Annotated in this window: 15 protein-coding genes; 11 read left to right on the top strand and 4 right to left on the bottom strand. The window is 72.3% G+C overall.

What is annotated here, in order from left to right; genetic code table 11:
* Positions 1-11 precede the first annotated feature (11 nt).
* Complete coding sequence (locus AC07AZ_RS22705) at positions 12-3,071, top strand: helix-turn-helix transcriptional regulator (RefSeq protein WP_478850480.1); 3,060 nt, start codon at positions 12-14, stop codon at positions 3,069-3,071.
* A gap of 43 nt (positions 3,072-3,114) precedes the next feature.
* Positions 3,115-3,306, top strand: a complete 192-nt coding sequence (locus AC07AZ_RS22700; RefSeq protein ID WP_478850663.1) for a DUF6191 domain-containing protein — start codon at positions 3,115-3,117, stop codon at positions 3,304-3,306.
* A 76-nt stretch (positions 3,307-3,382) separates the two neighbouring features.
* Here the strand turns inward: AC07AZ_RS22700 and AC07AZ_RS22695 are convergent, their stop codons facing one another.
* On the bottom strand, positions 3,383-4,525 hold the full coding sequence (locus AC07AZ_RS22695; protein WP_478850661.1) for a PQQ-dependent sugar dehydrogenase: 1,143 nt from the start codon (positions 4,523-4,525) through the stop codon (positions 3,383-3,385).
* Between the two features lie 546 nt (positions 4,526-5,071).
* Positions 5,072-6,070: an aldo/keto reductase gene (locus AC07AZ_RS22690; RefSeq protein WP_478850659.1), complete on the bottom strand. Its 999-nt coding sequence runs from the start codon at positions 6,068-6,070 to the stop codon at positions 5,072-5,074.
* A 76-nt stretch (positions 6,071-6,146) separates the two neighbouring features.
* Between AC07AZ_RS22690 and AC07AZ_RS22685 the strand changes: the two genes are divergently transcribed.
* From AC07AZ_RS22685 to serA, 6 genes are all read left to right on the top strand, one after another.
* Complete coding sequence (locus AC07AZ_RS22685) at positions 6,147-7,097, top strand: 2-hydroxyacid dehydrogenase (RefSeq protein ID WP_478850478.1); 951 nt, start codon at positions 6,147-6,149, stop codon at positions 7,095-7,097.
* A 472-nt stretch (positions 7,098-7,569) separates the two neighbouring features.
* Complete coding sequence (locus tag AC07AZ_RS22680; RefSeq protein ID WP_478850476.1) at positions 7,570-10,557, top strand: putative bifunctional diguanylate cyclase/phosphodiesterase; 2,988 nt, start codon at positions 7,570-7,572, stop codon at positions 10,555-10,557.
* A 238-nt stretch (positions 10,558-10,795) separates the two neighbouring features.
* Complete coding sequence (locus tag AC07AZ_RS22675; RefSeq protein WP_478850474.1) at positions 10,796-12,649, top strand: acetolactate synthase large subunit; 1,854 nt, start codon at positions 10,796-10,798, stop codon at positions 12,647-12,649.
* A 20-nt stretch (positions 12,650-12,669) separates the two neighbouring features.
* Positions 12,670-13,194: an acetolactate synthase small subunit gene (gene ilvN / locus AC07AZ_RS22670; protein WP_478850472.1), complete on the top strand. Its 525-nt coding sequence runs from the start codon at positions 12,670-12,672 to the stop codon at positions 13,192-13,194.
* A gap of 119 nt (positions 13,195-13,313) precedes the next feature.
* Entirely contained in the window at positions 13,314-14,312 is a 999-nt protein-coding gene (gene ilvC, locus AC07AZ_RS22665) for a ketol-acid reductoisomerase (RefSeq protein WP_478850470.1), read from the top strand.
* A 299-nt stretch (positions 14,313-14,611) separates the two neighbouring features.
* Positions 14,612-16,201, top strand: a complete 1,590-nt coding sequence (gene serA, locus AC07AZ_RS22660; protein ID WP_478850468.1) for a phosphoglycerate dehydrogenase — start codon at positions 14,612-14,614, stop codon at positions 16,199-16,201.
* A gap of 134 nt (positions 16,202-16,335) precedes the next feature.
* Here serA and AC07AZ_RS22655 read toward each other — a convergent pair whose 3' ends face one another.
* Positions 16,336-17,853, bottom strand: a complete 1,518-nt coding sequence (locus AC07AZ_RS22655) for an MFS transporter (RefSeq protein ID WP_478850466.1) — start codon at positions 17,851-17,853, stop codon at positions 16,336-16,338.
* A 96-nt stretch (positions 17,854-17,949) separates the two neighbouring features.
* Between AC07AZ_RS22655 and AC07AZ_RS22650 the strand changes: the two genes are divergently transcribed.
* A complete protein-coding gene (locus AC07AZ_RS22650) occupies positions 17,950-18,540 on the top strand; it encodes a TetR/AcrR family transcriptional regulator (protein WP_478850464.1) in 591 nt (196 codons plus the stop codon).
* A 22-nt stretch (positions 18,541-18,562) separates the two neighbouring features.
* Here AC07AZ_RS22650 and AC07AZ_RS22645 read toward each other — a convergent pair whose 3' ends face one another.
* On the bottom strand, positions 18,563-19,786 hold the full coding sequence (locus AC07AZ_RS22645) for a PucR family transcriptional regulator (RefSeq protein WP_478850462.1): 1,224 nt from the start codon (positions 19,784-19,786) through the stop codon (positions 18,563-18,565).
* 164 nt (positions 19,787-19,950) lie between these two features.
* Between AC07AZ_RS22645 and AC07AZ_RS22640 the strand changes: the two genes are divergently transcribed.
* Both AC07AZ_RS22640 and pruA read left to right on the top strand, forming a co-directional pair.
* Positions 19,951-20,877 (top strand): proline dehydrogenase family protein, encoded by a 927-nt coding sequence (locus tag AC07AZ_RS22640; protein WP_478850459.1) that lies wholly within the window; start codon positions 19,951-19,953, stop codon positions 20,875-20,877.
* Between the two features lie 38 nt (positions 20,878-20,915).
* Positions 20,916-22,547, top strand: a complete 1,632-nt coding sequence (gene pruA, locus AC07AZ_RS22635; protein ID WP_478850456.1) for an L-glutamate gamma-semialdehyde dehydrogenase — start codon at positions 20,916-20,918, stop codon at positions 22,545-22,547.
* Positions 22,548-22,727: the final 180 nt, after the last annotated feature.

Raw genomic sequence — 22,727 nt, 5'->3', positions numbered from 1 at the left:
AACACCGTGCGATGCTCGGGCCCGTGGAAACCAGATCCGTCAGTCCGGTGTTCGTCGGCCGCGCCGAGGAACTGCGGGCGCTGAACGACGCGCTCGCCCGCGCCGGCGCGGGCGAGCCGCAGGCGCTGCTGCTCGGCGGCGAGGCCGGGGTCGGCAAGACCCGCCTCGTCGAGGAGTTCGCCACCGCCGCCTGCCGGCAGGGCGCCGTCGTCGCGCTCGGCGGCTGCGTCGAGATCGGCGCCGACGGACTGCCGTTCGCCCCCTTCTCCACCGCGTTGCGCGCCCTGCGCCGCGCGCTGCCCGGCGAACTCGACGCCGCGGCCGCCGGGCAGGACGAGGAACTGGCCCGGCTGCTGCCCGAACTCGGCGAGCCGGCCACCGCCCGCGGTTCGCGCCGCGACGACGAGGAGGGCATGGCCCGCCTCTTCGAACTCACCGCCCGCCTGCTGGAGCGCGTCGCCGCCGACCGTACGGTGGTCGTCGCCCTGGAGGACCTGCACTGGGCCGACGCCTCCACCCGCCACCTTCTCGCCTACCTCCTGCGCACCCTGCGCACCGGCCGCCTCGTCGTGCTCGCCACCTACCGCGCCGACGACATCCACCGCCGCCACCCGCTGCGCCCGCTGCTCGCCGAACTCGACCGGCTGCGCACCGTCCGCCGCGTCGAACTCGGCCGGTTCAACCGCACCGAGGTAGGCCGTCAGATCGCCGGCATCCTCGCCCGCGAACCCGACCCGGCCCACGTCGACGACATCTTCGAACGCTCCGACGGCAACGCGTTCTTCGTCGAGGAACTCGCCGTCGCCGTCCACGAGGGCTGCTGCACCGGCCTCACCGACTCCCTGCGCGACCTGCTGCTCGTGCGCGTGGAAGGACTGCCCGAGAGCGCCCAGCGGGTCGCCCGGATCGTCGCCGAGGGCGGCTCCACCGTCGAGTACCGGCTGCTGGCCGCCGTCGCCCGGCTCGCCGAGGACGACCTCATCGAGGCGCTGCGCGCCGCCGTCAACGCCCACATCCTGCTCGCCGCGCCCGACGGCGACGGCTACCGCTTCCGGCACTCCCTGGTCCGCGAGGCCGTCAGCGACGACCTCCTGCCCGGCGAGCGCTCCCGCCTCAACCGCCGCTACGCCGAAGCCCTGGAGGCCGACCCGACGCTCGTCCCCGCCGACGAACGGGTCCTGCGCCTGGCCAGCTACTGGTACCACGCCCACGACCCCGCCAAGGCCCTCCCCGCCGTCCTGGACGCCTCCGCCGTCGCCCGCCGCCGGCACGCCTACAGCGAGCAACTGCGGCTGCTCGAAAGGGCGATGGAGCTGTGGGACGCCGCGCCGCCGGAGGTGCGGGCCCGGCTGCGCCCGGCCGGCCAACGCGAGACCCTCCCGCCGGGCGGCGGCGACCCGCACACCACCCCGCTCGGATACCTCGACCTGCTGGCCCAGGCCGCGGTCGCCGGCCGGCTGTGCGGGGAACGCGAACGCGCGCTCAAGATCACCAAGCGGGCGCTGCGGCTCCTGGAGGACGAGAACGACCCGCTGCGTGCCGCCTGGTTCTGGGTGCAGCGCTCCCGGCTCGTCCAGGCGAGGACCCACGGCGGCGACGGCTGGGCCGAACTGTCCACCGCGCAGGAACTGGTGCGCGGCATGCCGCCCTCCGAGGTGCACGCCGAGGTGCTGGGCACCGTCGCCAGCTGGTCGATGATGCACGCGCCCGGCCCGGAGGCCCTGTCCGCCGCGGAGCGGGCCGTGGAGTACGCCCGGATGGTGGGCGCGCACGAGATCGAGCTCAACGCCCGCCTGACGCTGGGCGTCCTCATGGTCGACGCGGGCGACGTCGAAGCCGGCCTCGCGCAGCTGTACGAGGTCAAGAAGCGGGCCCTGGAGGCGGACAGCCCCTTCGTCCTCGGCCGGGCCTATGTGAACCTGCCCGCCGAACTCGAAGCGGTCGGCCGGTCCCGGGAGGCGGTCGAGCTCCTTGAGGAAGGCGCCGTCGGCACCCGGAAGTTCGGCCTGCGGGACTCCGAGGCATGGGTGTGGGGCAACCTCTCCGAGTCGCTCTACTCGCTCGGCCGCTGGGACGAGGCCGTCGAGGCCGCCGAGCGCGCGCTACGGCTGGGACGGGACAACAAACCCCACGCCGGGAGCGCCCTGATCCTGGCCCAACTGGCGCTCGACCGGGGGGACGTGGCCGAGGCCGCCCGCCACGTCGCCCACGTCCGCGAACACCTGGGCGCCCAGGACCCCGCCCCCGCGCACTCGATACCGCTGGCGTACCTCGGCATCGGCATCGCGGCCGGCGAAGGCCGGCTCCTCGACGCCCGGGCCGAACTCGCCCGCGCCCTCGGCGCCGGCTTCCCCGTCGGCACCCAGCGCTACGCCTGGCCCCTGCTGCTGGCCGCGGCCACCGCCGAGGCCGACGCCCCGCCCCTGCCCGCCCTGACCGAGGGGCGCGCCGCCGTCCTCGAACAGATCCTGGAGGCCGCCCGCAAGACCACCACCGGCGCCCCGGTCTGGCTCGCCCACGACCGGTGGGTCCGTGCCGAACTCGACCGCGCCGAGGGCCGGGCGTCCGCCGACACCTGGGCGGAGGTGGTCGCGGCCTTCGAGGAGCTCGAGAACCCGCACGGTCTCGCCCGCGTCCGCCACCGCCTCGCCGAAGCCCTCCTCGCGGCCGGCGGCGACGAGGAACGCGACCGCGCCACCGAGCTGCTCCGGCTCTCCCACGCCGTCGCCGACCACCTCGGGGCCCGTCCGCTCGCCGACGCCGTCACCCAGCTCGCCCAGCGCGCCCGCCTCACCCTCACCTCCGCGCCGGCCCGGCCGGGGGTGCCGGCCGACCCGGTCGAGGCCCTCGGCCTGACCGGCCGGGAACGTGACGTGCTGCGGCTGGTCGCGGCCGGCCGGACCAACCGCCAGATCGCCGGGGAACTGTTCATCTCCCCGAAGACGGCGAGCGTCCACGTCTCGAACATCCTGGGCAAGCTCGGCGTCTCCGGCAGAGGAGAGGCCGCGGCTATGGCCCACCGCCTGGGACTGTTCCCGCCGGAGGCCGTCGAGGCCCCCTCGGCGGGCTGAGGCGTACGCTGTCAGGGACCGGCAGGGAGGCGCTGTGTTCAACATGTTCGAGGAACTGTTCGCACCCGGTCGCAAGCACACACACGACGAGCAGAAGCGGCTCGAACTGACCCGGGAGGACGTCGGAGACGGCGACCCGGGCCGCGGCCCGATAGACCTCAGCTCGGGAAAGGTCGTCGTACGGCGACCGACGAAGGACCCGGACGACGAACCCTCGGCCGACGACAAGCCGTAGTCGGCGCCGGGACCGCCGCCGAGGACCGATACCCGGGACGGGACTCCGGCGCCGCAGCCGGGGCCGGACGCCTCTCTCAGGTCACCCGGAGCTCCAGGATCCGGTCGTCCCCGTCCTTCGGCTCCCCCCTTCCGTCCGTGTTGCTGGTCGTGACCCACAGCCGGTCGCCGCCCGCCGACACCACCGTGCGCAGCCGGCCGTACGCGCCGTCGAGGAACGCCTGGGGGTCCGCCGAGGCGGCCGTGCCCTTCAGCGGGACGCGCCACAGACGCCGCCCCTTCAGGCCGGCCATCCAGACCGAGCCCTCCGCGTAGGCGATGCCGCTGGGGGAGGCGTCGTCGGTGTGCCACTGGGCCACGGGGTTCTGGTACGCGGAGTCGCTCGACCTGCCCTCGGCCTTCGGCCAGCCGTAGTCGGCGCCCGGCTTGATCGCGTTCAGTTCGTCCCAGGTGTCCTGGCCGAACTCCGAGGCGAACAGCCGCTGTCTGTCGTCCCAGGCGAGGCCCTGCACATTGCGGTGGCCGTACGAGTACACGGGGGAGCCGGGGAAGGGGTTGCCCGGGGCCGGCTCGCCCTCGGGGGTCAGCCGGAGGATCTTGCCCCCCAGGGACTTCCGGTCCTGGGCCAGGCCGCGGTCGCCGCTCTCGCCCGTGCCGGCGTACAGCATCCCGTCGGGGCCGAACGCGATCCGGCCGCCGTTGTGGATGAAGCCCTTCGGGATGCCCTTGAAGACCGTGTCCGGGGCGCCCAGCTGCTCACCGGACGGCTTCTCCGGCTGGTACAGCACGCGTACGACGCGGTTGTCCGAGGCCGAGGTGAAGTAGGCGTAGACCATGTGATCGGCCGCGTAGTCGGGGGACAGGGCGATGCCCAGCAGGCCGCCCTCCCCGGCCGCGGACACCCCCGGCACCTGGCCGAGCAGCGTCTTGCGGCCCGTCTTCCCGTCGATCCGGGTGATCGTGCCGTCGTCCCGGGAGGAGACCAGGAGGCCGCCGTCGGGGAGGGCGGCGAGGCCCCAGGGCGTCTTCAGGTGCTCGGCGACGGTGCGCAGCACACGCACCGAACCCCTCGCGGGAGGGGCCGACTCGGCCCGCGCCGAGGACGGGGAGCGCGAGTCCGCACCGCCCGGCGACGCGCTTCCGCCGCCGCCCGAGGACCCGCCCGCCCCTCCGTCACCGCCAAAACAGCCGGCCGTGAGCAGGAGCGCGGCGGCGGCCATGACGGCCGACACAGCTCGACGTTGCACGATCGGGTCCCTTCGACGCGACGGGTTCTCCCCTACATACTCCGCTCACGCCTCACAGGTTCCCGGTCCCCGAATCCGGAACCGCACGGGCGGTCCCGGCCGACCGGCCGGGACCGCGCCATGGCCCGGTTCGTTCCGGCGGCTCCCTCGGCCTCGGGGCCGCGCTGAGCCGGCTCGGCTCGGTGACCTGGTGGCTCGGTGGCCCGGCGGCTCCGAAACCGGGCGGCCTGGTGGCTCCGTGACCGCGCGGCCTGATGGCCTGGTGGCTCCGTGACCGGGTGGCCCGGCGGCCCGGTGTCCCGGTGGCCTGGTGGCTCGGCAGCTCGGGGACTTGGCGTCCGGTACCTCGGTGGCCTGGTGGCCTGGTGGCCTGGTGGCCTGGTGTCCGGGTGGCTCGGCGGCTCAGTAGCTCGGTGACCTGGCGGCCAGGCAGCTCGGTGCCCGGCGGCCCGATGACCGGTGTTCCCCCTGCCCCCCTGCCCCGGACCCCGCTCAGGTCCCACCCGGTCCGGCTCCCGCTCAGTCCCACGACCCCAGCGCCCGCGGCAGGCGCGAGAGTTCCGCGAGGTCCTGGGGCGTCAGGCGGAGCGTGGTCGCGCCCGCGTTCTCCGTCACCCAGCGCTCCCGCTTGGCGCCCGGCACCGGGACCACGTGCCGGCCCTGCGCCAGGACCCACGCCAGGGCGACCTGGGCGGGGGTGACGTGTTCGCCGTGCCGGCGGGCCACCCGGCGCAGGCCCACCACGATCGGCTGGTTCGCGGCCATCATCTCCGCGGTGAAGCGGGGGTGCCGGGCGCGCACGTCGTCCGGTTCGAAGCCCTCACCGGGGGTCAGCGTGCCGGTCAGGAAGCCGTTGCCGAGCGGCATCGCCGCCAGGAGACCCACCCCGCGCGCCTCGCACCAGGGCAGCAGTCCCTCCAGCGCCTCCGGTGACCACACCGACAGCTCCGCCTGCACCGCGCTCACCGGGAAGACCTGCTGCACCCGCCGCAACTGCCGGATCGTCGCGTCGTGCAGCCGGGCCCCGGAGCGGCGGCCGCCCCGCGCGCCCACCGCGCACAGCCCGAGCGCCCGCACCTTTCCGGCCCGCACGAGCTCCCCCATCGCGCCCCAGGTCTCCTCGACGGGGACCTCCGGGTCCGCCCGGTGCAGCTGGTAGAGATCGATCACGTCCGTCTGCAGCCGCCGCAGCGAGGCGTCGCACGCCCTGCGCACATAACCGGGGCGGCCGTTGGCCACCACGTGCTGCTCACCCACCAGCAGGCCGACCTTGGTCGACACGAAGGCGTCCCCGCGCCGTCCCCTCAGCGCCCGCCCCACCAGCAGCTCGTTGGTGAACGGGCCGTACATGTCGGCGGTGTCGAGCAGGTTCGAGCCCGCGTCCAGCGCCCGGTGCACCGTTCTGAGCGACTGCTCCCCCCGCTGCCGCGACCCGCTGTAGGCCCAGCTCATCGGCATGCACCCGAGTCCGACGGCTCCCACCGCGAGCGCCGCCGCGCCGATCGTCCTGCGCTCCACCTGCCCGTGACCCTCCTTGTACAGACCCACCAACCTAACCTCTGTATCGGCGTGTGCCTGACATAGCCTCCCCACCATGAGTACTGACGTGTGGCTCCCCATCCGGCCGGACGAGATCGACGGCCTGCCGAAGGGCCCGGACTACCGCTTCTGGGACGGCGGCGACGACTTCCCGGCGGACCCCGCCGACTGCGCCTTCTACGTGGTCCCCTACATGAAGCCCGCCGACGTGGGACGACGGCCCCTGCCCGCGATGACCTCCCTGCGGGTCGTGCAGACGCTGTCGGCCGGCATCGACCACGTGCAGCCCGCCCTCCCGGACCTGCCGTCCGGCGTACGGCTGTGCAACGCCCGCGGAGTGCACGAGGCGAGCACCGCCGAACTCACGCTCACCCTGATCCTCGCCTCGCTGCGGGGCGTCCCCGACTTCGTGCGGGCCCAGGACCGCGGGGAGTGGCTGGGCGGGTTCCGGCCCGCGCTGGCCGACCGGAGCGTCCTCATCGTCGGCTACGGCTCGATCGGAGCGGCCATCGAGGACCGGCTCGCGCCGTTCGAGCTCGCGCGGGTGGCGCGCGTCGCGCGCTCGGGGCGCACCTCGGCGCGCGGACCGGTGCACCCGCTCACCGACCTGCCCGCCCTCCTGCCGGAGGCGGACGTCGTCGTCCTGTCCACGCCGCTCACCGAGGACACCCGGCACCTGGCCGACGCCGGGTTCCTGGCCCGGATGAAGGACGGCGCCCTGCTGGTCAACGTGGCCCGCGGCCCGGTCGTGGACACCGAGGCGCTGCTCGCCGAGCTGGAGTCCGGGCGCCTCACCGCCGCCCTCGACGTCACCGACCCCGAGCCGCTGCCGCCGGGGCACCCGCTGTGGCGGGCGCCGGGCGTGCTCGTCAGCCCGCACGTCGGGGGGCCCACGTCCGCGTTCCTGCCGCGCGCCAAGCGGCTGCTGGTGGACCAGTTGGGCCGGTTCGTGAACCGGGAGCCGCTGCGGAACGTGATCCTGACGACGGGCGCGAGCGATGCGTGACGTCCGCGGGACGAGCCCCGTGCACGCGGTCCTCAGGGCGCGCGCGACGGGCGCGTGATCCGGTTCCGGTACCCTCCGCGACCCTCTGGAAGCGGTCCGTACGCACGGCTGCCTGCGCCGTCACGGAGCGTAGAGGAACTATGTCCCTGAGTGACGAGACTGGTGTATCGTCCCGACAGGGGCTGCGCCGCGGACCGTTCGGCGCCGGGGATGGACATTGCGGACTGTGAGGGGGGCGACGGGCGATGCACGGCCAATGGACGAACGATCCGACGCGGCGAGGCCGCCGGCGACGGCCCTGGCGCGCGACCCTGCGCCGACGCGGTCACCACAGCGGCCCCGACAGCCGGCCGACCGGTCACGGCGGTCGGCAGAGCCCTCACCATCCTCGCCCGAACAGCCGCCGGAGGCATGCCCATCCGGCGCACCGGGACCCCCGGGACCCGGGAGCGGCACGGACCGGGAGGGCCCGGTGAGTTCGCCCCCGCCCCCCACGACCACGCTGCACGGAGCGCTGCGGCCACCACCCGCGCCGAGCGCGCCGAGGACCCGCCTGCCCCGCCCGCCCGCCCCCGACGGCGAGACCGGCCTGGCGCAGCAACTCGTCCTCGCCCTGGTCTGCGCGGGATACGCCGTCGGTGCCGCGCTCGGCTGGGGTTCCGGCGAAGTCGCTCTGATCATGGGCGACTTCGGGCTGAGCGCCGCCGCCGGCACCGCCGCCGTCTCCTGCTTCCTCTACGCCCGCAACCGCCGCATCCGCTTCCGGCCCGCCTGGCTGCTGTTCGCGCTCTCCTCGGCCATGGCGTCCCTCGGCAACCTGGTCTGGGGGTGGTACGAGGTCGTCCTGGGACGGCCCGTGCCCAGTCCCAGCTACGCCGACCTGTTCTTCCTGTGCTTCGCGCCGCCCGCCATCGTGGGCCTGCTGGTGCTCGCCAAGCGGCCGGTGACCAGGGCCGGGTGGGGCTGCCTCGCCCTGGACGCCTGGCTGATCGGCGGCTCGCTGCTCACCCTCGCCTGGAGCCTGGCCCTCGCGCAGGCGGCCAAGTCCGAGGGGCCGAGCGTGGCGCACACCGCGCTCTCCCTCGCCTACCCGCTGCTGGACATCGCCCTGGTCAGCATGGTGCTCGCGCTGCACTTCCGGCGCTCACCGGGCAACCGCACGGCGGTGAACACCGCGATCGGGGCCCTCGCCCTCACCGTGATGTGCGACGCCCTGTTCACCTCACCGCTGCTGCACAACAACTACCGCTCCGGACAGCTGCTCGACGCGGGCTGGTTCGCCGGCTCGCTGCTCCTCGCGTACGCCCCCTGGGCCGCCCCGCGCGGAACCGGCCCGGCGGACGACCCGCACACCCGCGTGGTGCACGAGCACCTGCCCGGGCAGCGCACCGGCCCGCCCCACCCCGCGCCCCCGCAGGGCGGCGACCACGGCCGGTATCCGGCCACCCGGCCCATCACCGGCTCACTGTCCGCCCTCACCCCGTATCTCGCCGCCGCCGTCTGCACGCTGGGGATCCTCTACAACGTCCTCAACGGCAACAGCGTGGACCGCGTGGTGCTGCTGACCGGCGGCACCGTGGTGCTCGCCCTCGTGGTGCGGCAGGGCATCATGCTGCTCGACAACATCACCCTCACCCAGGAACTGGCCCAGAAGGAGAACCACTTCCGCTCCCTGGTGCAGGGCTCCAGCGACGTCATCATGATCGCCGCCCCCAACGGCATCCTGCGGTACGTCTCGCCGGCCGCCGCCGGGGTCTACGGCCGCCCCGCGGAGGACCTGGTCGGCACCGAGCTGGCCGGTCTCATCCACCCGGAGGACCTGGGCTGCGTGGTGCACGAGGTGCGCCGCTTCCTCGCCGCCAGCCCCCAGGACGAGCCCACCACACGCATCGAGTGCCGTTTCCGGTCCGGTGACGGCGGCTGGCTCAACGTCGAGTCGACCGTCAACCGCCACCACGGCGGCCTCATCTTCAACAGCAGGGACGTGACCGAGCGGGTGCGGCTCCAGGCCCAGCTCCAGCACAACGCCGAGCACGACCCGCTCACCGACCTGCCCAACCGCGCCCTGTTCACCCGGCGGGTGCAGCAGGCCCTGTCCGGCCGCCGTTCCTCCGACCGCGGGACGGCCGTCCTCTTCATCGACCTCGACGGTTTCAAGGCCGTCAACGACACCATCGGACACCAGGCCGGGGACGAACTCCTCGTCCAGGCCGCCCGCCGACTCCAGGACGCCGTGCGGTACGGCGACACGGCCTCCCGGCTCGGCGGGGACGAGTTCGCCGCCCTGATCGTCGGGGACGGCACCCGGGACCGCGCCGCCCGCGAGCGCCACATCCAGGAGCTCGCCGACCGCCTCAGGATCACGCTCTCGCAGCCCTACATCATCGACGGCAACGACGTCCGGGTCGCCGCGTCCATCGGCGTCGCCTTCGCCGAACCCGGCCTCGGCGCGGGGGAGCTGCTGCGCAACGCCGACCTCGCCATGTACCGCGCCAAGGCCGGCGGCAAGGGCCGGGTCGAGCTGTACGCCCCACAGATGCAGCAGGACGTCGTACGCAAGGCGGAGCTGGCCACCCGGCTGCGGGCCGCACTGCACGACGGCGAGTTCGCGCTGCTGCACCAGCCGGTGGTGTGTCTGGAGGACGGCCGGATCACGTCGGTCTCCGCCCAGGCGCGCTGGCGCTCCTCCCAGGGCGTGCTGTTCACGCCCGCCGAGTTCCTGCGGGTGGCCGAGGACAGCGACAGGACCGCCGAGCTGGGCCGGTGGATGCTGGAGGAGGCCGTCGAGCAGGCCGCCGAACGCGCCGCGACCGGAGCCGCCGTGCCGGTGGCGGTCCGGATGAACGCCCGCCGGCTGCTGGACCGGTCGATGCCGCTCGGCTCGATCGAGGCCCTGCTGACCCGGCACGGGCTGCCGTCCGGGTCCCTCGTGATCGAGCTGTCCGACACCGACCCCCGGGTCCCGCTGGACGAACTGGAACGCCGGCTGAGCGCGCTGCGCAGGCTCGGCGTGCGGATCGCACTCGACGGCTTCGGCAGCGGATACGCGGCGATCACCGCCCTGCGCCGCCTCCCCCTCGACGCGCTGAAACTCGACCGCGGCCTGGTGGAGGGCGTCGTGGAGTCCGCGCGGCTGCACAAGATCACCAGTGGGCTGCTGCGGATCGCCGCCGATCTCGGACTCCAGTCCGTGGCCGACGGCGTGGACCTTCCGGAGCAGGTCGTGGCGTTGCGCGCGATGGGCTGCACCCACGGGCAGGGCATGGCCTTCTCCGGGCCGCTGGACGAGTACCGGCTGCGCCGGGCGCTCGCTTCCAGCCATTGTCCGGTGCCTGGCGGACCCGCCGAACCCGCGTTCGCGGGGGGTGCCACGAAGGTGTACACAGGGGGTGTGTCCGCCGTTCTCGGTGGCGGGAGTGTGCTGCGCTCACATAATGAGACTCCCGTCCCACCCACTTGACACGTGGTGCGTGCCGGGGGGAGGGTCAGTTCCATGCGCACCCGAATTCTCGTACTTGGAAAGCGCGTCGGCTGAAGCTGGTGACGTCCGCACGGACCCGGAACTCCCAGCGACCACCTCCCGGCGCGCTCCCCTCGCTTGCCTCACGGCACGAGGGGTTTTTTGTTGCACAGACACTTGCCGCACAACCGTCGTACACCGCACAAACGTCGCAAAAACCCTCAGCATCGAGAAGAGAATGCCGATGACCGAGCAGGCCACCGGGGCCCATCAGCCGCAGCCACGGCCCCGATCCGGAGGACAGTCCGCGCCCGAGCGCGTCACGGGTGCGAAGTCCCTCATCCGCTCTCTCGAGGAGGTCGGGGCCGACACGGTGTTCGGCATTCCCGGCGGTGCGATCCTTCCCGCGTACGACCCGCTGATGGACTCCACCCGGGTGCGTCACGTCCTGGTCCGCCACGAGCAGGGCGCCGGACACGCGGCCACCGGCTACGCGCAGGCCACCGGCCGGGTCGGCGTCTGCATGGCGACCTCGGGTCCCGGCGCCACCAACCTGGTCACCCCGATCGCCGACGCGCACATGGACTCCGTGCCGCTGGTCGCGATCACCGGCCAGGTGGCGTCCAAGGCGATCGGCACGGACGCCTTCCAGGAGGCGGACATCGTCGGCATCACGATGCCCATCACCAAGCACAACTTCCTGGTCACCCAGGCCGAGGACATCCCGCGGGTGATCGCGCAGGCGTTCCACATCGCCTCCACCGGCCGCCCTGGCCCGGTCCTGGTCGACATCGCCAAGGACGCCCTCCAGGCGCAGACCACCTTCAGCTGGCCGCCGGTCATGGACCTGCCCGGCTACCGCCCGGTGACCAAGCCGCACGCCAAGCAGATCCGCGAGGCCGCGAAGCTGATCACCTCCGCGAAGCGGCCCGTCCTGTACGTCGGCGGCGGCGTGCTGAAGGCACAGGCCACCGCCGAGCTGAAGGTCCTCGCCGAACTCACCGGAGCGCCCGTCACCACCACCCTGATGGCGCTCGGCGCATTCCCCGACAGTCACGAGCTGCACGTGGGAATGCCGGGCATGCACGGTGCGGTCACCGCCGTCACCGCGCTGCAGAAGGCCGACCTGATCGTCGCCCTCGGAGCCCGCTTCGACGACCGGGTCACCGGCAAGCTGGACAGCTTCGCGCCGTACGCGAAGATCGTCCACGCCGACATCGACCCGGCCGAGATCGGCAAGAACCGCACCGCCGACGTGCCGATCGTCGGGGACGCCCGCGAGGTCATCGCCGACCTGGTCCAGGCCGTGCAGAAGGAGCACAGCGAGGGCCACCGCGGCGACTACACCGCCTGGTGGAAGGACCTCAACCGCTGGCGGGACACCTACCCGCTCGGCTACGAGCAGCCCGACAACGGCTCGCTGTCGCCGCAGCAGGTCATCGAGCGCATCGGGCAGCTCGCGCCGGAGGGCACGATCTTCGCCGCGGGCGTCGGCCAGCACCAGATGTGGGCCGCGCACTACATCCAGTACGAGAAGCCCGCGACCTGGCTGAACTCCGGCGGCGCCGGGACGATGGGCTACGCGGTGCCGGCCGCGATGGGCGCCAAGGCCGGAGCCCCGGACCAGACCGTCTGGGCGGTCGACGGCGACGGCTGCTTCCAGATGACCAACCAGGAGCTCACCACCTGCGCCCTGAACAACATCCCGATCAAGGTCGCCATCATCAACAACGGCGCCCTCGGGATGGTCCGCCAGTGGCAGACCCTGTTCTACAACCAGCGCTACTCCAACACCGTGCTGCACTCGGGCCCCGGGGCGAGCGGCAAGGAGCCGAGCGCCGGCACCCGCGTCCCCGACTTCGTGAAACTGTCGGAGGCGATGGGCTGTTACGCGATCCGCTGCGAGTCCCCTGACGACCTCGACAAGGTCATCGAGGAGGCGAACTCGATCAACGACCGCCCGGTCGTGGTCGACTTCATCGTCCACGAGGACGCGATGGTGTGGCCCATGGTGGCCGCCGGCACCTCCAACGACGAGATCATGGCCGCCCGGGACGTCCGCCCGGACTTCGGCGACAACGAAGACGACTGAGCGAGAGAGACGAAAGAGAAATGTCCAAGCACACGCTCTCCGTCCTGGTGGAGAACACCCCGGGCATCCTGGCCCGGATCGCCGCCCTCTTCTCCCGCCGCGGCTTCAACATCGACTCGCTCGCCGTCGGAGTCACCGAGCACCCCGACATCTCCCGCATCACCATCATGGTGAGCGTCGACGACCTTCCGCTGGAGCAGGTGACGAAGCAGCTCAACAAGCTCGTCAACGTGCTGAAGATCGTCGAGCTGGAGCCGGGTTCGGCCGTTCAGCGTGAACTCGTTCTGGTGAAGGTGCGCGCCGACAACGAGACGCGCTCGCAGATCGTGGAGATCGTGCAGCTGTTCCGGGCCAAGACGGTCGACGTCTCCCCGGAGGCCGTGACCATCGAGGCCACCGGCGGCAGCGACAAGCTGGAGGCCATGCTCAAGATGCTGGAACCGTACGGCATCAAGGAACTGGTCCAGTCCGGCACGATCGCGATCGGACGCGGTGCCCGTTCGATCACCGACCGGTCGCTGCGCGCCCTCGACCGGTCTGCATAACGACGTATACGGGCGGCCGGGGAACACCGGCCGCCCGTATACCGAGACCCCGAATCCTTCCTTCCGCCCGCCGTCATACGGTGGGACGCAACACCCGTACCCCAAGGAGAGAACCCAAAGTGGCCGAGCTGTTCTACGACGCCGACGCCGACCTGTCCATCATCCAGGGCCGCAAGGTCGCGGTCATCGGTTACGGCAGCCAGGGCCACGCCCACGCCCTGTCGCTGCGCGACTCGGGTGTCGACGTCCGCGTGGGTCTGCACGAGGGCTCCAAGTCCAGGGCGAAGGCCGAGGAGCAGGGGCTGCGCGTGGCGAGCCCGGCCGAGGCCGCCGCCGAGGCCGACGTCATCATGATCCTCATCCCGGACCCGATCCAGGCCCAGGTCTACGAGGAGTCCATCGCCCCGAACCTGAAGGACGGCGACGCGCTGTTCTTCGCCCACGGCTTCAACATCCGCTTCGGCTTCATCAAGCCCCCGGCCGGCGTGGACGTCGCCCTGGTCGCCCCGAAGGGCCCGGGCCACCTGGTGCGCCGCCAGTACGAGGAGGGCCGCGGCGTTCCCGCGATCGCGGCCGTCGAGCAGGACTCCACGGGCAACGCCTTCGAGCTGGCCCTGTCGTACGCCAAGGCCATCGGCGGCACCCGCGCCGGCGTCATCAAGACGACCTTCACCGAGGAGACCGAGACCGACCTGTTCGGTGAGCAGGCCGTGCTGTGCGGTGGCACCTCGGCGCTGGTCAAGGCGGGCTTCGAGACGCTGGTCGAGGCGGGCTACCAGCCGGAGATCGCGTACTTCGAGTGCCTGCACGAGCTGAAGCTGATCGTCGACCTCATGTACGAGGGCGGCCTGGAGAAGATGCGCTGGTCGGTCTCGGAGACCGCCGAGTGGGGCGACTACGTCACCGGCCCGCGCATCATCACCGACGCCACCAAGGCCGAGATGAAGCAGGTCCTCGCCGAGATCCAGGACGGCACGTTCGCCCAGAACTGGATGGACGAGTACCACGGCGGTCTGAAGAAGTACAACGAGTACAAGACGCAGGACGAGAACCACCTGCTGGAGACCACCGGCAAGGAGCTGCGCAAGCTCATGTCGTGGGTCAACGACGAGGCGTGACCCCGCCGGTCCGGCCTCGGCGACGGGTGCGCCCTGCGCCGCGGCCGGACCTCGGGGCTCCGCCCCGGACCCCGCTCCTCGAACGCCGAAGGGGCTGATTCCGGTGTTGGCCGCCATGTACAGCCACGTCCGGGTGATCCTTCCGCGGAGGCGCAGGACGGCCTCCACGGCGCCACTACACTGCCGTACTACATACGCGTCAGGCCCACAGCGTCGTGCGTCTTCCACGCGGCTAGCACCCTCCACCGCCTGCGGCCGTCGGGACGGCCGTCCGCATGCACGGACTTGTGAGGACTCACGTGAGCTCGAAACCTGTCGTACTCATCGCTGAAGAGCTGTCGCCCGCGACTGTCGACGCCCTTGGCCCGGACTTCGAGATCCGCCACTGCAACGGCGCCGACCGGGCCGAGCTGCTGCCCGCCATCGCCGACGTGGACGCGATCCTGGTGCGGTCCGCCACCAAGGTCGACGCGGAGGCCATCGCCGCCGCGCACAAACTGAAGGTCGTCGCACGAGCCGGCGTCGGCCTGGACAACGTGGACGTCTCCGCCGCCACCAAGGCCGGCGTGATGGTCGTCAACGCGCCCACCTCGAACATCGTGACCGCCGCCGAACTGGCCTGCGGTCTGCTGCTCGCCACCGCCCGGCACATTCCGCAGGCCAACACCGCGCTGAAGAACGGCGAGTGGAAGCGCAGCAAGTACACCGGCGTCGAGCTGGCGGAGAAGACCCTCGGTGTCGTCGGCCTCGGCCGCATCGGCGCGCTCGTCGCGCAGCGCATGTCGGCCTTCGGCATGAGGGTCGTCGCCTACGACCCCTACGTCCAGCCGGCCAGGGCCGCGCAGATGGGCGTGAAGGTGCTGTCGCTGGACGAGCTGCTGGAGGCCTCCGACTTCATCACCGTGCACCTGCCGAAGACGCCGGAGACCGTCGGTCTCATCGGCGACGAGGCCCTGCACAAGGTCAGGCCGTCGGTGCGGATCGTCAACGCCGCGCGCGGTGGCATCGTCGACGAGGAGGCGCTGTACTCGGCGCTCAAGGAGGGCCGCGTCGCCGGCGCCGGCCTCGACGTGTACGCGAAGGAGCCCTGCACGGACTCCCCGCTGTTCGAGCTCGACCAGGTGGTCTGCACCCCGCACCTCGGCGCCTCCACGGACGAGGCGCAGGAGAAGGCGGGCATCGCCGTCGCCCGGTCGGTGCGGCTCGCTCTCGCCGGTGAACTGGTGCCGGACGCGGTCAACGTCCAGGGCGGGGTCATCGCCGAGGACGTCAAGCCGGGCCTGCCGCTGGCCGAGCGCCTCGGCCGTATCTTCACCGCTCTCGCGGGCGAGGTCGCGGTCCGGCTCGACGTCGAGGTGTACGGCGAGATCACCCAGCACGACGTGAAGGTGCTCGAACTCAGCGCGCTCAAGGGTGTGTTCGAGGACGTCGTGGACGAGACCGTGTCGTACGTCAACGCCCCGCTGTTCGCGCAGGAGCGCGGCGTCGAGGTGCGGCTGACCACCAGCTCGGAGTCCGCCGACCACCGCAACGTGGTCACCGTGCGCGGCACGCTGGGCAGCGGCGACGAGGTGTCGGTCTCGGGCACGCTGGCCGGACCCAAGCACCTCCAGAAGATCGTTGCCGTCGGCGAGTACGACGTCGATCTCGCGCTCGCCGACCACATGGTGGTGTTGCGCTACGAGGACCGTCCCGGTGTCGTCGGCACGGTGGGCCGGATCTTCGGCGAGGCGGGCATCAACATCGCCGGTATGCAGGTCGCCCGTGCGGCGGCCGGCGGCGAGGCGCTGGCCGTGCTGACGGTCGACGACACGGTGGAGGCCGGTGTGCTGGCCGAGGTCGCGGAGGAGACCGGGGCGACGTTCGCCCGGTCGGTCAACCTCGTCTGAGGTGACCGAGCCCGGGGGCTGCCGCCCCCGGACCCCCGCTTCGGCCTGAACGACCCTGTCCGCAGACGCCGGACAGGCTGCAACGACGCCGGGTGCGCTGAGACTTCTCAGCCCACCCGGCGTTCGTGTGTTCCCTACTCCTCGCCCACGGAGATCCCGCGCAGGGTCACCGCCGCCAGGACCGCCGCCCCGGCCAGCAGGGCGGCTCCCGCGATCGCCGCCCCCTGCATCCCGTGGGTGAACGCCTCCCGGGCCGCCGTGGCCAGGGCGTCTCCCGCGCGCCCCGGCAGCTGTCCGGCGACTGCCAGCGCGCCGCCCAGTGTCTCGTGGGCCGGAGCGGGCGCCGAGGCCGGGATGTCGTGGCGGTAGATCGCGGTGCCGATGGAGCCGAGGACGGCCATCCCCAGGGCACCGCCGAACTCGGTGCCGGTCTCCAGCAGGGACGACGCGGCGCCCGCCCGTTCGACCGGGGTGGTGCCGAGCGCGAGGTCCGTCATCTGGGAGAGGACCATCACGATGCCCGAGGCGAGGACACCGCACGCGGTGAGCACCAGCCACATCGAGTCGGTGCCGGCCAGGGCCAGCAGGCCGTAACCGCAGGCGGCGACGGCGAAGCCGGCGGTGACGACGTGTGCCCGGTCGACGCCCCGCTGGACGAGCGCGGTGGCCGTCGGGGCCGCCATGCCGATCGGCACCGAGGGGAGCAGCGCCCACAGGGCGGCGGCCATCGCGCTCTTGTCGAGCACCGACTGCAGGTACTGCGTGGTGAAGAGCGCCGACCCGAGCATCCCGAAGGCCGACACCAGGTTCAGGACGACGGCCGGGGCGAAACCGCGGCCGCGGAAGAGGGCCGGGGAGATCATCGGTGAGGCCGCGGTGCGCTGGCGGTGGACGAAGGCCGCCGCGACGAGCAGGCCGAGGGCGATCGAGACGACGTACTGCGGGTGCCAGCCCCGCGAGGTGATCTCCTTCAGGCCGTAGATGACGGGGAGCACGGCGGCCATCGACAGCGGGACGCTCGGCCAGTCGAAGCGGCCGGGCGCGGGGTCCTTCGACTCGGGGAGCAGGACCGGGCCGAGGACCAGCAGCAGGGCCATGGCCGGCAGGTTGACCAGGAACACCGAGCCCCACCAGAAGTACTGCACGAGTACACCGCTCAGCACCGAGCCGAGCGCGATCCCGGCCGTCATCACGCCGGACCACAGGCCGATCGCCTTCGCGCGCTGGGCGGGGTCGGTGAACATCGTGCGCAGCAGCGCCATCGTGGACGGCATCAGGGTCGCGCCGCCTATGCCGAGGACCGCGCGGGCTGCGATCAGGGTCTCGGCGCTGTCGGCGTAGGCGGCCACCAGGGAGGCGGCGCCGAAGGCGGCCGCGCCGACCAGCAGCAGCCTGCGCCGGCCGATGCGGTCGCCGAGCGAGCCCATCGTCATCAGCAGGCCGGCCAGGACGAAGGCGTAGATGTCGAAGATCCACAGTTGCTGGGTGCCGCTGGGCTCCAGGTCCGCGCTGATCGCCGGGATGGCGAAGTACAGGACCGAGACGTCCATCGAGACCAGGAGCAGCGGGAGCATCAGCACGCCGAGGGCGGTCCATTCGCGGCGTCCGGCACGGGTGGCGGAGGCCGGGGTGGTGCGGGTCGGGTTTGTCATGGCCGCCAATGTACGGGCGTATTAAACGCTTGTCTAGAACGCTTGTGTAAGTCGTCTGTATAGGACGGTTGTATGGATCGGGGTAGGCTGGTCCTCATGGGACACCGTGAGGATCTGCTCGAAGGCGCCAAGCGCTGCCTGCTGGAAAAGGGCTTCCTGCGTACGACCGCCCGCGACATCGTCAAGGAGTCGGGGACCAACCTGGCGTCGATCGGCTACCACTACGGCTCGAAGGACGCGCTGCTCGTGCAGGCCTACGTGTCGCTCATCGAGGGGATGGGGGACAGCTTCGACCCGGGTTGGGGCGCGGGGGGTGCGACGACGGCGCCCGCGCGGTCCCTGGAGCGCTTCCAGGAGGTCTGGGCGAACATCATCCGCTCGTTCCCCGACTCCCGCCCCGTCTGGCTGCTGAGCTTCGAACTCATCCTCCAGGGCGACCGCGTCCCCGAGGTGCGCAAGCTGCTCGCGGAGGCGCAGGAGGAGGGCCGGTCGGGCATCGTGCCGCTGTTCACCGGCGTCCCGGAGGCGGACCTCGACCAGGAGACCGTCGACACCGAGGGCCGCCTCTACCAGACCCTGCTCCAGGGCCTGATGGTGCAGTGGGTCTTCGACCCGGGTACGGCCACCGACGCCGAGCGCCTCACCGAGGGGCTGCGCCGGCTGATCGCGGGCGCCGCGGACACCTGAGGGGTCCGTTCCGGGAGGTGGCCTACAGCCGGGCCGCCTTCAGCGCCATGTGCAGCAGCAGCCGGTCCTCCCCGTCGTCCAGGTCCAGGCCCGTCAGCTTCTCGACACGGGAGAGGCGGTAGTACAGCGTCTGGCGGTGGATGCCGAGCTCGGCCGCCGTCCGGCCCGCCTGGCCCGCGCAGTCGAGGTAGACCTCGGCGGTCCGGGCGAGTTCGCGGTGGGCGGGGGAGAGCAGGGGCCGTACGGCGGGGTCCCGCGCGGTCTCCGGGGGCAGCGCCGTGAGCAGGCGGAACGGGCCGATGGACGCCCACTCGGCGACCGGACCGAACCGGGGCTCCGACAGGGCCGCCCGCGCCGCCGCCGACGCCTCCCGCCAGGCCGCGCCGAGCTCCGTGAGCCCGGGGCGGCCGGCCGCGACTCCCGCCGCGACGCCGGTCGGCGCGCCCGGGCCGACGGGCCCCGTCCCGCTCCCGCGTGCCCGCTCCAGCAGCCGCGTCGCCGCCGACACCGCCGGCGCCGGGACGTCCGCCGAGCGCAGTCGCACCAGCAGCGCCAGGCACTGGCCGGCCGCCCCCCACGGCACCGTGCACAGCGCCGTGGCGCCCGGCAGCGTACGGACCGAAGGGGCGTCGTCCGGGTCCGCGGACGGCCAGGGCGCCACGCACACCACCGCGTGCGGGCCGTCCGCGCGGGCCCCCAGGGCGGTACGGAGCTCGGCGATCGCCATGTCGCGCTGCCAGTCGTGCTCCGCCGTCAGGACCGCCCGCAGCTCGCGGGTGAGATCGGCGCCGTGCTGGGCCTCGTCGGCGAGCAGTGCGCCGATACGCGCGGTCACCTCCATCGCCGCGGCCAGCCGGCCCGCGCTGGGGCCCGGGTCGTCGTCCAGCAGCCAGACGTAGCCCAGGGCGACCCCGCGGTGCCGTACCGGAAGACACACGCGCCCGCGGTACACCCCGGCCTCCGGGGTGGGCGGGATACGGACGGGGCCGGTGGCGCGGGTGATGCCGAAGCCCTCGAACCAGGAGCGGATCGCCGCCGTCGAGCGGCGGGTCAGGATCGAGCGGGTGCGCACGGGGTCCAGGGCGGCCGCGTCGAGGTCGTCCTCGCTGTCGTACGCCCCGAAGGCGATCAGTTCGAAGTCCCGGTTCTCCAGGGTCGCGGGGGCGCCGAGCAGCTCCGAGATCTCGTCGACCAGCTCCTGGTAGTCAGCCCTGAATTCCGGCGTCACCCGGGCATTCTCCCCCATCCCCACGGCCTCTTCATACAGTTGTCTGAGATCGGTGGCACGGATGCGTGACAGCTGTCGATGGCCGACGATCGGAGGGATCCTTAGGTTTCACGGTGGTTCTCCGTGCCGTTCCCGAAGCTCCGGGAGTCGGCCTCGTATGGGTTGGTAAGTGGAGGTGCCCCGTGCTGGGTCCCGTGATTCTCGCCGCGTCGCGCAGCGACCGGATGCGCCGCCTGATCTCGGCCGCCCCGGTCACCAGGCAGGTCGTCGACCGGTTCATCCCCGGTGAGAGCGTGGACGAGATCGTCCCGATCGTCAGGGACCTCACCGACCGGGGTCTCGAACTCACCATGGACGTCGTCGGCGAGGACATCACCCGCCCCGAGCAGGCCGCCGCCGCCCGGGACGCCTACCTGGCGCTCGTCGACCGGCTCGGGCAGCTGGAGCTGGGCACCCGCGCGGAGATGTCGGTCAAGCTGTCCCTGTTCGGGCAGTCGCTGGAGGGCGGTCACGAGCTGGCGCTCGCCAACGTCCGGCCCGTCGTGGAGGCGGCCGCCGCCATCGGCACCACCGTCACCCTCGACGCCGAGGACCACACCACCCTCGACTCGATGTTCGCCATCCACGAGGAGCTGCGGAAGGACTTCCCGCAGACCGGCTGCGTCATCCAGGCCTACCTGTTCCGCACCGAGGCCGACGCCCGCCGGCTCGCCGCGAGCGGCAGCCGGGTGCGGCTGGTGAAGGGCGCGTACAAGGAGCCCGCCGAGGTCGCGTTCCAGCAGAAGAAGGAGATCGACAAGGCGTACGTCAGGGTCCTGCGCATCCTGATGGAGGGCGACGGCTACCCGATGATCGGCTCCCACGACCCGCGCCTGATCTCCATCGCGCAGGAACTGGCCCGGCGCGCCGGCCGCAAGCTCGACGAGTACGAGTTCCAGATGCTGTACGGCATCCGCGGCGAGGAGCACCTGCGGCTCGCCGCCGAGGGCCACCGCATGCGCGTCTACACCGCCTACGGCACCGACTGGTACGGCTACTTCATGCGGCGGCTCGCGGAGAAGCCCGCCAACCTGCGGTTCTTCGTACGCAGCATGATCACCAAGGGCTGAGCCCGGACCACACCGCTCAAGAAGGAGCAACGGAACCCATGGACGCTGTGACCCAGGTCCCCACCCCCGTCAACGAGCCGGTGCACGGCTACGCCCCCGGCTCGCCCGAGCGCGCCCGCCTGGAGGCCAAGCTCAAGGAGCTGGCCGAGAACCCGATCGAGCTGCCGATGACCATCGGCGGCGCCAAGCGGCTCGGTGGCGGTGAGCGCTTCGAGGTCGTGCAGCCGCACAACCACAAGGCCGTCATCGGCACCGGCGCGCACGCCACCCGGCAGGACGCCCAGGACGCGATCGACGCGGCCCTCGCCGCCGCGCCCGCCTGGCGCGCGATGTCCTTCGACGACCGTGCCGCGATCATCCTGCGCGCCGCCGAGCTGCTGGCCGGCCCGTGGCGCGAGACGCTGGCCGCCTCCACCATGCTCGGCCAGTCCAAGACCGCCCAGCAGGCGGAGATCGACTGTCCCTGCGAACTGGTCGACTTCTGGCGCTTCAACGTCAAGTACGCCCGCGACCTGCTCGCCGAACAGCCGCCGGCCAACTCCCCCGGCGTCTGGAACCGGCTCGACCACCGCCCGCTGGAGGGCTTCGTCTACGCGATCACGCCGTTCAACTTCACGGCGATCGCGGGCAACCTGCCGACCGCGCCCGCGCTGATGGGCAACGTCGTGGTGTGGAAGCCGTCCCCCACCCAGACCCACGCCGCCGTGCTGCTGATGCAACTGCTGGAGGAGGCCGGTCTGCCCAAGGGCGTCATCAACCTCGTCACCGGCGACGGCATCGAGGTCTCCGAGGTCGCCCTGACCCACCGCGACCTCGCCGGCATCCATTTCACCGGCTCGACGAAGACCTTCCAGTACCTGTGGAAGACCGTCGGCGCCAACATCGAGAAGTACCGCTCCTACCCTCGCCTGGTGGGGGAGACCGGCGGCAAGGACTTCGTCGTCGCCCACCCGAGCGCCGACCCCGCGATCCTCAAGACCGCCCTGACCCGCGGCGCGTTCGAGTACCAGGGCCAGAAGTGCTCGGCGACCTCCCGGGCGTACGTCCCCGCGTCGATCTGGAACGGCGGTTTCCGCGAGGAGTTCGCCGCCGAGGTCGACCACCTCACGATGGGGGACGTCACCGACCTGTCGAACTTCGTCGGCGCGGTCATCGACGAGCGGTCCTTCGCGAAGAACAAGGCCGCCATCGACCGGGCGAAGCAGGACCCGGCCTGCACGATCGTGGCGGGCGGCTCCTACGACGACTCGGTCGGCTACTTCGTCCGCCCGACCGTCGTGGAGTGCACGGACCCGGAGAACGAGGTCTTCACGACCGAGTACTTCGGCCCGTTCCTCGCGGTGTACGTCTACGAGGACGAGCGCTACGACGAGATGCTGGCCCAGATGGAGTCGGTCTCGGACTACGCCCTCACCGGCTCGGTCATCGCGGGCGACCGGGCGGCGGCCGCGTACACGATGGAGAAGCTGCGCTACGCGGCCGGCAACTTCTACATCAACGACAAGTCGACCGGTGCCGTCGTCGGCCAGCAGCCCTTCGGCGGCGGCCGGGCGTCCGGCACCAACGACAAGGCCGGCGCCCCGCAGAACCTGATGCGCTGGACGCTGACCCGCGCCATCAAGGAGACGCTGGTCCCGCCGACCGACTACACCTACCCGCACATGGGCTGACCGCCCCCGCGTGCGTGACGGGCCGGGTCCTCGGCGGACCCGGCCCGTTCGCGGCCGCGGGCACGTCGACCGTCTCCGCCCCACCTCGGGGGCACCCACCCGGATCACCTACCTGGGACCGGACCGGCCCACCCGCACGATCGGTTACGTCACCCCACGAACCCGCCGCCACCGCGACCG

This window comes from Streptomyces sp. NPDC043878 (assembly GCF_056435735.1).
Note: the sequence above shows the minus strand (reverse complement) of the source record. Positions and strands in the feature narration are given on the sequence as shown.

Bases quoted from the DNA above. Each gene is read 5' to 3' on its own strand.
- AC07AZ_RS22705 (WP_478850480.1), top strand. From the start codon at position 12: ATGCTCGGGCCCGTGGAAACCAGATCCGTCAGTCCGGTGTTCGTCGGC.
- AC07AZ_RS22700 (WP_478850663.1), top strand. From the start codon at position 3,115: ATGTTCGAGGAACTGTTCGCACCCGGTCGCAAGCACACACACGACGAG.
- AC07AZ_RS22695 (WP_478850661.1), bottom strand. From the start codon at position 4,525: ATGGCCGCCGCCGCGCTCCTGCTCACGGCCGGCTGTTTTGGCGGTGAC.
- AC07AZ_RS22685 (WP_478850478.1), top strand. From the start codon at position 6,147: ATGAGTACTGACGTGTGGCTCCCCATCCGGCCGGACGAGATCGACGGC.
- AC07AZ_RS22675 (WP_478850474.1), top strand. From the start codon at position 10,796: ATGCCGATGACCGAGCAGGCCACCGGGGCCCATCAGCCGCAGCCACGG.
- ilvN (WP_478850472.1), top strand. From the start codon at position 12,670: ATGTCCAAGCACACGCTCTCCGTCCTGGTGGAGAACACCCCGGGCATC.
- AC07AZ_RS22655 (WP_478850466.1), bottom strand. From the start codon at position 17,853: ATGACAAACCCGACCCGCACCACCCCGGCCTCCGCCACCCGTGCCGGA.
- AC07AZ_RS22650 (WP_478850464.1), top strand. From the start codon at position 17,950: ATGGGACACCGTGAGGATCTGCTCGAAGGCGCCAAGCGCTGCCTGCTG.
- AC07AZ_RS22645 (WP_478850462.1), bottom strand. From the start codon at position 19,786: ATGGGGGAGAATGCCCGGGTGACGCCGGAATTCAGGGCTGACTACCAG.
- pruA (WP_478850456.1), top strand. From the start codon at position 20,916: ATGGACGCTGTGACCCAGGTCCCCACCCCCGTCAACGAGCCGGTGCAC.